8 protein-coding genes are annotated in these 9,029 nt (G+C 68.8%); 1 reads left to right on the top strand and 7 read right to left on the bottom strand.

Features of this window, described 5'->3' with window-relative positions:
- Positions 1–13 precede the first annotated feature (13 nt).
- Entirely contained in the window at positions 14–1,090 is a 1,077-nt protein-coding gene (locus BCY78_RS16360; RefSeq protein ID WP_068304055.1) for a PA0069 family radical SAM protein, read from the top strand.
- Positions 1,091–1,156: 66 nt separating this feature from the next.
- Here the strand turns inward: BCY78_RS16360 and BCY78_RS16355 are convergent, their stop codons facing one another.
- The 7 genes from BCY78_RS16355 to BCY78_RS16325 all read right to left on the bottom strand — a co-directional run bounded on the left by BCY78_RS16355 (position 1,157) and on the right by BCY78_RS16325 (position 8,976).
- Entirely contained in the window at positions 1,157–1,429 is a 273-nt protein-coding gene (locus tag BCY78_RS16355; protein WP_068304053.1) for a glycine zipper 2TM domain-containing protein, read from the bottom strand.
- 142 nt (positions 1,430–1,571) lie between these two features.
- Entirely contained in the window at positions 1,572–2,165 is a 594-nt protein-coding gene (gene scpB / locus BCY78_RS16350; RefSeq protein ID WP_068304075.1) for an SMC-Scp complex subunit ScpB, read from the bottom strand.
- 95 nt (positions 2,166–2,260) lie between these two features.
- A complete protein-coding gene (locus BCY78_RS16345; protein WP_068304050.1) occupies positions 2,261–3,052 on the bottom strand; it encodes a ScpA family protein in 792 nt (263 codons plus the stop codon).
- Positions 3,053–3,059: 7 nt separating this feature from the next.
- Positions 3,060–4,043, bottom strand: coding sequence for a glycoside hydrolase family 3 N-terminal domain-containing protein (locus tag BCY78_RS16340; RefSeq protein WP_068304048.1), 984 nt, complete (start codon positions 4,041–4,043; stop codon positions 3,060–3,062).
- A gap of 4 nt (positions 4,044–4,047) precedes the next feature.
- Positions 4,048–5,715 (bottom strand): SPOR domain-containing protein, encoded by a 1,668-nt coding sequence (locus BCY78_RS24700; protein WP_083195088.1) that lies wholly within the window; start codon positions 5,713–5,715, stop codon positions 4,048–4,050.
- A 278-nt stretch (positions 5,716–5,993) separates the two neighbouring features.
- Positions 5,994–7,736 carry an arginine--tRNA ligase gene (gene argS / locus BCY78_RS16330; RefSeq protein WP_068304046.1) on the bottom strand — a complete coding sequence of 581 codons (1,743 nt, stop codon included), beginning with the start codon at positions 7,734–7,736 and terminating at the stop codon, positions 5,994–5,996.
- Between the two features lie 109 nt (positions 7,737–7,845).
- Positions 7,846–8,976 (bottom strand): hypothetical protein, encoded by a 1,131-nt coding sequence (locus tag BCY78_RS16325; RefSeq protein WP_068304045.1) that lies wholly within the window; start codon positions 8,974–8,976, stop codon positions 7,846–7,848.
- Between the last annotated feature and the right edge of the window lie 53 nt (positions 8,977–9,029).

The raw sequence follows: 9,029 nt of genomic DNA, 5'->3' as shown, positions 1-9,029 counted from the left end.
CCCCGGCGCCCCCCTGCCCCCGCGCGATCCGACCTTGCAGGCCAAGGCACGGGGAACATTGGCGCGACCGGCCCCGCGCTTTGATGCGCAGAGCCGCGAATGGGAGCACGACGGCTGGGATATCCCTGAGGACGACCGCCAGCTGACGCGCGATGTCTCGCTGGAGACGCCGCGCAAGGCCATCGCCTGGAATCAGTCGCCGGATCTGGGCTTTGACCGCGCCGTGAACCCCTATCGCGGCTGCGAGCACGGCTGCATCTATTGCTATGCCCGCCCCAGCCACGCCTTTCTGGGCCTGTCGCCCGGCGTCGATTTCGAGACCCGGCTGGTCGCCCGTCCCGACGCCGCCCGCGCGCTGGAGGTCGAGCTGGGCCGCAAGGGCTATGTCGTGAAGCCGATGGGATTGGGCACCAATACCGACCCCTGGCAACCGATCGAGGCGCAGTACAAGGCCACGCGGGCGGTGTTGGAGGTGCTGCACGCATGGAAGCATCCGGTGACGATCACCACCCGCGGCGCCCTGATCGAGCGCGACATCGACCTTCTGGCCGAGATGGCCGCCGAGAACCTGTGTGACGTGGGAATCAGCGTGACGACGCTGGACGCGGGCCTGGCCCGGGCGATGGAGCCGCGCGCACCGACACCGCAGCGACGTCTGGCGATCCTGCGGCGGCTGTCCGAGGCGGGCATTCCGACCCGGCTGATGATGGGGCCGATCATTCCCGGCCTGACGGACCACGAGATCGAAGCGCTGCTGAAAGCGGGACGCGAAGCCGGTGCGCGCTCGGCCTGGTGGGCATTGTTGCGGCTGCCGCTGGAGGTCAGCCCCCTGTTTCAGGACTGGCTGGCTGAACACCGTCCCAACCATGCGGCGAAGGTAATGAAACTGATCCGCGAGATGCGGGGCGGCATGGATTACGACGGGCAATTCCATGACCGGTTTCGGGGCAAGGGCCCCTATGCCGACATGCTGGCGTTACGCGTAAGAAAAACCCGCGCGCGGCTGGGCTTTGCCGAAAGCCATCTGGCCCTCGACTGCGGAAAATTCCGCAAGCCGCCACGCGCGGGGGATCAACTCAGCCTGTTCTGACCGAACGAGGTAGGTACCGGCCAGAGCTTGATCGGCCGCGAAGATCGCTCGCTGCCGATTGGGAAATCAGACGCAGGGACCGGTGTAGTAGCTGCCGTTGCCGTTCGAGTAGGCGCACTGACCCGAAGCCGAGTTCCGGGCAACGAGGGCACCGGCCGCAGCGCCGCCGAGGGCCGCAACGATGGTCCAGTTCGGGTTGGCGTTCAGGGCATCGGCGAGGATCAGACCGCCCGCGGCGCCGGCAAGGCCGCCCACGGCGGTACGTTCGTTGGCGCTCATGGTGCAGGCGCCCAGGCCGAGGGTGGCAACAGCGGCGGTGGCGAGGATCATGGATTTCATAGAATGGTCTCCTGTGTGTCTCCGGTACAAACGCCCGGGTCGCCCAGTGGTTCCATGACTTTTTACAAGACTCCACACACGCCAACGTGATCGGGCGAAAACTCGCCGTGATCCCGCCGCTCAGGGCGCGACTGTTCCGCGCTCAATCCTCGAAAAGCTCGGTCTGGCCGGGATCTTCCTCGTCGTCGTCGCTCGGGTTCTGCTGCCCCGGCATGCCGCGACTGTCGAGAAGCCCGGCCTCGCGCAGCTCCTTCACGCCCGGCAGGTCGCGCGGCGTCTCCAGTCCGAAATGGTCGAGGAAGGCATCCGTCACCACGAAAGTCAGCGGCCGGCCCGGCGTCATGCGGCGGCGGCCGAAGCGGATCCAACCCAGCTCCATCAGCTGGTCGATGGTGCCGCGCGACAGGGTCACGCCGCGGATCTCCTCGATCTCGGCCCGCGTCACCGGCTGGTGATAGGCGATGATCGCCAGAGTCTCGATGGCCGCGCGCGACAGGCGGCGCTGCTCGACCTGCTCGGTGCGCATGAGCCAGCCAAGATCCGCCGCCGTGCGCATCGCCCAACCATTGCCGACCCGCACCAGATGCACCCCGCGCCCAGAATAGCGCGAGCGCAGGTGGACGATGGCCTCGGCCACGTCGCAGCCCTCGGGCAGGCGCTTTTGCAGCTCGGCGATGCTGACGGGCTCGGCCGAAGCAAAGAGCACCGCCTCCACCATCCGCTCCTGTTCGCCCATCGGCGGGACGGGGAACAGGCCTGGGCTGTCGTTGGGGTCCTTCGGCGCGACGATGGGGCTGTTGTCGTCGTCGTCGTCGGTCAGGTCGGACGGGCTCATCGGGCCTCCTGCGGGCGCAGGCGCACCCGGATCGGGGCGAAGGTCTCGCCTTGTTGAATGTCGAGCTGCCCCTGCTTGGCCATCTCCAGCGACGCCGCGAAGGTCGAGGCCAGCGCCGAGCGCCGCCGCCCGCCCGCCGCACGCCAACCGGGCGGCAGGAAGCTGGCGAGATCGGACCAGGTGACTGCCTCGCCGATCATCCCGCGCAGGCGTTCCAACGCGGTTTCCAGCGGGAAGATATCCGTGCGGTCAAAGGCATAGGGGCGGAAGTCGTCCTTCGTGCGCAGCCGGGCATAGGCCTGCACCAGCTCCAGCAGCGTCGCCGTGTGCTGGGTGCGTTTCTCGATGGCATGGGTCTCGGGCGCGCCGCGGCCGAAGAATTCGCGCCCCAACCGGTCGCGACCCATGAGCCGCCCGGCCGCCTCGCGCATCGCTTCCAGACGTTCCAGCTGGAAGGCAAGGTGAGCGGCCAGATCCTCGGCCGAGGGGCCTTCTTCGGTGGGGTCGGGCGGCAACAGCAGCCGGGATTTCAGGAAGGCGAGCCAGGCCGCCATCACCAGATAATCCGCGGCCAGTTCGATCCGCAGCTCCCGCGCGGCCTCGACGAAGCGCAGATATTGCTCGGAGAGTTGCAGCACCGAGATCCGGCGCAGATCGACCTTCTGGCGGCGCGACAGAGTCAACAACAGGTCGAGCGGCCCCTCGAAGCCGTCGACATCGACGATCAGTGCTTCATCGTCGAGCCGGGCGGCAATCGCGTCGCCCTGCTGCGTCTCGGCCTCGGACATTCCGGCGTTACGCCCCCAGCGTGGTCAGGCGTTCAAATTCGGCGGAGAGGGCGTCGATGTCAATCGGCGCGGGCTTGTGGCGGGCGGCAAGTGCCCGCTCTGCCCGTTCCAGCGCCTTGCCAGACAGCGTGCCGCATTCGGGGATCACGCCCTGCATCTCGGCCAGATCGCCCGAGCAATGCAGCACCACGTCACACCCCGCCGCGATGGCGCGCGCCGCGCGGTCGGGCAGCGCGCCGCCCAGCGCGTTCATGTTCAGATCGTCGGTCATCAACAAGCCGTCGAAGCCCAGCGTATCGCGCAGGTACCCCAGCACCGTCGCCGAATGGGTCGCGGGCGTGTCCGGGTCCAGCGCCTCGTAGACCACATGCGAGGTCATGCCCAAGGGCAGATCCGCCAGCGCGCGCACCGGGATGAAGTCATGCGCCTCCAGCTCGGCCAGCGAGCGATGGCAGCGGGCGAGGTCGTGATGCGTGTCGGCATTGGCCGCGCCGTGGCCCGGCAGGTGCTTGACGACCGGCAACACGCCCCCGTCGAGCATCGCCTCGGCGGCAGCGCGGGCGAGCCGGGCGACCTCGGCGGGGTCAGCGGACCAGATGCGGCGCTGCAGGAAGGGATGAGTATCGGGGCCCGCCACGTCGATCACCGGCGCGCAATTGCCGTCGATGCCACCCGCGCGCAGCTCGGCGGCCATCAGGCGGTGGCGCAGACGGATCGCGTCGATCCCGCCGGCCTGCGCATTGGCATCGGCCCAGTCGCGGGCCAGCGGCGGGCGCAGGCGCTGGACCGTGCCGCCCTCTTGGTCGACGAAGACCGGCGCTTCCCAGCCGACGCTGTCGCGCAGGGCATGGGTCAGGTGCCGCAACTGCTCCAGATCCGTCACGTTGCGGCGGAACAGGATGAAGCCCCAAGGGTCGGCCTCGCGGAACAGCGCGGCTTCGTCGCAGCTCAGTTCCGGGCCCGAACAGCCAAGGATGACCGCGGTTGTCATGGGCTTAGCGGATCAGCGTCGGGATACAATCGACGCTCTCGGCCATCAGCATGGTGCAGAAACGACGCGCTTCCGGTTCGTCCGAGAAGCCGGCGGCGCGCAAGCGGTAGAACACCCGCCCGCCCGAGCTGGCCGATTCGACGATCCGTCCGCGATCCTCGAGGAACGACGGGAAGCGGGCCGAGATCTGGTCCCAAGCCGCGCGCGCCGTGGCTGCGTCGTCATAGACCCCCAGCTGCACGAGGCGGGTGCCGGGCGTCAGCGTCGCCGGGTCGATTTCGGTCGTGCGGGGCGAGCCCAGCCGGGTGACCAATTGCTGCAACAGAGCCTCGGCCTGCGCATCCGAACCGGCGGCGCCGGTGGCGGCGCTGGTGCCGGGGGTGGTGCTGGGCGTTGCCGGAGCGACCGGGGCCACGACGGCGATGGTCGTCGTGGCGACGGCCGGCGTGGCGGTCGGACTGCGCATCGTGCCGCCGCGGGCCCGCGGGAAGGGCGAGCGCGAAATGCCACCGCGCGAGGCGGGGATCAGGTCCAGCGGCGGGTTGGCTTGCGACGTGGCAGCGGCCAGCTGTACGCTCGCCCCCGTGCCGGTCGCGGCCGAAGCGGCGTTCAGTGCCGGCGGCGGTGCGGTGATCGGGTCCTGTGCACGGGCGGCCAGAACCGAGGTCGAGCGATCTTCCTCGGTCAGCGAGACGGGCTGCGGCGCCAGCGCGATCGATTCGGCGGCGCCCCCGGCCCCACCCTCGGCGGCGACGGTGTTCACGGCGAGGCCTTGATAGGCAGCCTGGCGCCCGCCCGGATCCTCAGGCGAAATGCGGGCTGGGCCAGCCAAGGCGCGGATCACCGGCACACCGGTCACGTCGCGCGCCATCAGGCGGTAGGACCACAGGCCGACGCCCACGACCAGAGCGACCGACACCAGCGCGCCGGCCATGTTGACCATGCGCCCCATGCGGCCCGCATTTTGCGCTGCTCCCTGTGCGGCGCCCTGCACAGCCCCTTGAACCGCGCCTTGCGTGGCGGCGCTGACGGCGGCGAAGGCGCGACCGGCACTCAGTTTGGGACGCGCGGCGGGTTCCGGCTGCGGCGCGGGTTGTGGTGCCGCTTGCGGGGCTGCGTACTCCGCGTGGTAGTCGTAGCCGCCCTGCCCCGCCGGATAGCCGTGCATCGGTGGCTCGGCGGCATGCTGCGAACGGCGCGCATCCGGGCGGCGCTCGTGTTGCACCGGTTGCAGCGCGGCCTGCGGGCGCGGCTCGGGCTGGCGATAAGCGGTCGGCGCGTAGTCCGGCTGGGCGTAGCGATCCTGGCCATAGTCGTCGCGGCCGTAGTCGCTGCTGCGGTAATCCGGCTCGTACTCGGCCGATTGCGGATAGGCGATGACCTGACCGTATTCCTGCTCGTCATAGCCCCGCGGGTAGTCCGGGGCGTAATCCGGCGCATAGCCCTGCGTCTGGCGCGGCGCCTGCATCGACGGCTGGGCGCGCGGCGGAACGGCGGCGGCAGGATGGGGAATCGGGGCTTGCGGGCGATAGGCCGGGTCCGCATAGGCCGACGCTTGGTTATGGTGCGCCTGATGATGCGGGGCGTGATACTGCGGTGCCGGCTGATGCGGGGCCACAGGCTGCGGCGCGCGGGGCGCGGCATAGCCTTGCGGAGCATAGCCCTGCGGCATGCCCTGTGCTTGGGGCGCATAGCCCTGAGCCGGATATCCCTGTGGTTGAGCGTAGCCCTGACCGGAACGATGCGGTGCAACGCCGCCCGTCCCCTGTGCTGGAGACGGAATACGCCCGGTTAGAGGGGGCTGATGCCCCTCATGATAGCCTCGTGCCATGCTCGCCTCACAAACCCGCCAGGTTAATCCCGGTCTTGGCCCACGTTGGTTTCATCAAGGTTAACGGGCGTTTCCGCCCGCCAGTTCTCGACGATCCTGCCGTGCGCCGGCCTGTGAAATCAGCGCATTTCCTCGACAGGAGTGACACCGAGGATAGCAAGACCTGCGGAAATGACAACGCCCACGGCGCGGGCCAATGCGATTTTGGTCGCCATCGTTGCAAGATCGTCCTGCACGAAGCGCAACTCAGGCGTGTCATTGCCCTTGTTCCAATGGCCATGCAGGTCGGCGGCGATCTCGGTCAGGTAGCCCGCGACCCGGTGCGGCTCATGCGCGCGGGCGGCGATTTCCACCTGACGCGGCCAGTCGGCCAGCTTGCGGATCAGCGCCAGTTCGGCCGGATCGCTCAGGCTCGACAAGTCCAGCCCGGCCAGAGCGGCGTCCGAGGTATCGACACCGGCGGCCTGTGCCTTTCGCAGCACCGAGGCCACACGGGCATGGGCGTATTGCACATACCAGACCGGGTTGTCGCGCGATTGCTCGAGCACCTTGTCGAAGTCGAAGTCGAGCGGCGCGTCGTTCTTGCGGGTCAGCATGACGAAACGGGTGACGTCCGCGCCCACCATCTCGACCACGTCGCGCAGGGTCACGAAGGTGCCCGCGCGCTTCGACATCTTGAAGGGCTCGCCGTTCTTGAACAGCTTCACAAGCTGGATCAACTTGATATCGAGCGGCACGCGGCCCTCGGACAGGGCCGAGACCGCCGCCTTCATCCGCTTGACATAGCCGCCGTGGTCGGCGCCGAAGATGTCGATCAGCAGGTCGAAACCGCGCTGCACCTTGTCATAGTGATAGGCGATATCCGGCGCGAAATAAGTCCAACCGCCGTCCGATTTCTTCACCGGGCGGTCGACGTCATCGCCATGCTCGGTCGATTTGAACAGCGTCTGCTCGCGCGGCTCCCAATCCTCGGGCGTCTTGCCCTTCGGCGGCTCCAGCACGCCCTCATAGATCAGGCCCTTGCTGCGAAGCGTGTCGATGGCCGCCTCGATCTTGCCGGTGCCATAGAGCGCCTTTTCCGAGGAATAGAGGTCCATGGTGACGTTCAAAGCCGCGAGGTCGTCGCGGATCATCGCCATCATCGCCTCGGTCGAGAACTCGCGGAACAGCGGCAGCCATTCGGCTTCCGGCGCGTTCAGGAAGCGGTCGCCATATTTGGCCTTCAGCGCCTCGCCCACCGGGATCAGGTAGTCGCCGGGATAGAGACCCTCGGCGATCTCGGGGCTGAGGCCATGCGCCTCGCGGTAACGTTCGAAGGCCGAGCGGGCGAGGACATCGACCTGCGCGCCGCCGTCGTTGATGTAGTATTCGCGGGTAACGTCATAGCCGGCGAAATCCAGCAGCGAGGCCAGCGCATCGCCCACCACCGCGCCACGGGTATGGCCGACATGCATCGGGCCCGTCGGGTTGGCCGAGACGAATTCGACGTTGACCTTCACGCCCGCGCCGATGCTGGCGCGGCCGAAATCCTTGCCCTGCGCCAGCGCAGCGCCGACGACGCCTTGCCATGCGGTGGGGACGAGACGCAGGTTCAGGAAGCCCGGACCGGCCACTTCAGCGCCCGCGACGCGAGGGTCGGTGGCCAGCTTGGCGGCCAGCGCCTCGGCGATGTCGCGGGGTTTCATCCCGGCAGGCTTGGCCAGCACCATCGCGGCATTGGTGGCCATGTCGCCATGCGCCGCATCGCGCGGGGGCTCGACCGTGACGTTGGCGGTGTCCAGCCCGGCCGGCAGCGTACCTTCGGCGGCCATCGCGCCGAGGCAATCCACCACCAGCGCCCGAATGTCGTTGAAGAGGTTCATCGTCTCGTCCTTTGTTGGCCCTGCACTACCACGGCCAACGATAAGGTCAACTCGCGCGAGGGGCCGCGGGCCGGTTTCGGCCCGCCAAAGCACCTTGCACAGGCCGTTTTCAGGTCGAGATCAGCCCTGCATTGTACGCCTCGACACCCAGCGTGGTCGGGCCGCCGGAGTTCCCCTCCAGTTCGATATGCGCGGGCGGATGGCCGTATTGACCAGCCCTCTCGTCCACCGGGCTGCCGCCGCCGGCCGCGCGAGGCAGGATGTTGAAGCGCACGCCGCCACGGAAACGGTCGAAGCTGGCCCCGTTCGACGGCGACCAGCGGCCATCCGCCCCGACATAGACGCCCAGCCGCCCGGCGCTGATCCCGCCCTCGACCCGGACACGGACCTGCCCGTCACCATCGACCAACACATGGGCCGAAAAGCCCGGCAGGCTCACCGAGAAGCCCGAGTTCAGGCCGGGGATCAGGATGCCGTACTCCGGGAACTCCTCCTGGCAATTGTAGCTGGTGGCATAGGGCTGCCCTTCCTGGCAGGCGAGCCGTGCCGAGCCGTTCTCCATCTCGCAGGTGACACGCATGACGCCCCCGGTGATGCCCCCCGGGCAGATCTGCCCACAGCGGAAGTCCACGCTGCATTGGCGCGCCAGTTGCTGGCGATACGGGACCGCAACGCCGGGCAGCGCCGCGGCGGTGTAGCGGACCGCCGGTCCGTTGGGATCCAGCGCATGCGCCCGGGCCAGGGCTTCGGCCGCGCCCTGCATGTCGCCCATCGCGGCGCGGGCACGGGCAAGGTTCGTCCAGTAGAGCGCCTCATCGGGTGCGAGGGCCACGGCACGCTCGTGGGCGGCAACGGCTTCGGCGCCCTGCCCAGCCGCGCGAGCAGCATTGCCAAGGGTGTTCTGGGCGGCCGCGCTGTCGGGGGCCAACGCGACCGCCGCCCGCGCGGCCTGAAGCGCGACCGGCAGAAGACCGGCGTTGCGTGCAGGATCGGCGACGGCAAGTTCGGTGAGAAGAGCGGCCAGGTTGTTCTGCGCGGACAGGTCGCCCGGATTGGCCAATGCTGCCTGACCGAAGAACCAGGCCGCGCGGTCGATATGGCGCCGCCCATACAGGAGGTGCCCCATCGCCATGGCCCCCTGCCCGCCCGACGAGGCGACATAGGCATTGAAGTCGGCCAGATCACCCGGCTCGAACCCGGCCTCCAAAGCGCCGAGCGCGCCCGGGAGATCCCCGGACATCGGCGCGGCGGGCGCCCTCGGCGCCGGGCTGGTCGGTGCAGGATTGGTGGGGG

The sequence above is a fragment of the Pararhodobacter sp. CCB-MM2 genome (genome assembly GCF_001691415.1).
Classification (GTDB): domain Bacteria; phylum Pseudomonadota; class Alphaproteobacteria; order Rhodobacterales; family Rhodobacteraceae; genus Pararhodobacter.
Note: the sequence above shows the minus strand (reverse complement) of the source record. Positions and strands in the feature narration are given on the sequence as shown.